1 protein-coding gene is annotated in these 255 nt (G+C 40.0%); it reads right to left on the bottom strand.

Annotated features, from left to right (window positions below):
* A partial coding sequence (locus AAZR93_RS21735) for a fimbria/pilus outer membrane usher protein (RefSeq protein ID WP_434721057.1) occupies positions 1 to 255 on the bottom strand: 255 nt, incomplete at both ends.

Genomic DNA, 255 nt, shown 5'->3' with positions numbered 1-255 from the left:
ACAGGTTCACACTGACATTTTTAATCGAACCAATATCCATATATTTCGAGATCATGATGCTGTAATAGTCATTACTTGGACGATCCCAATAGGTCTGGTGGTTGTAATTCGCATATAATGAAATACCGATGTCACTGAAGTTCTTATTCAATGAAATGGTGTAGAGTTCTTTGCTGCCACCGTAGCGCTGACCTGTTTCCCTCGCATTTAAGTAATCTGACATCGACATAAAATCACGCTCAGAGAAACGGTAGC

The organism is Providencia sp. Je.9.19 (assembly GCF_051129765.1).
GTDB lineage: Bacteria > Pseudomonadota > Gammaproteobacteria > Enterobacterales > Enterobacteriaceae > Providencia.
Note: the sequence above shows the minus strand (reverse complement) of the source record. Positions and strands in the feature narration are given on the sequence as shown.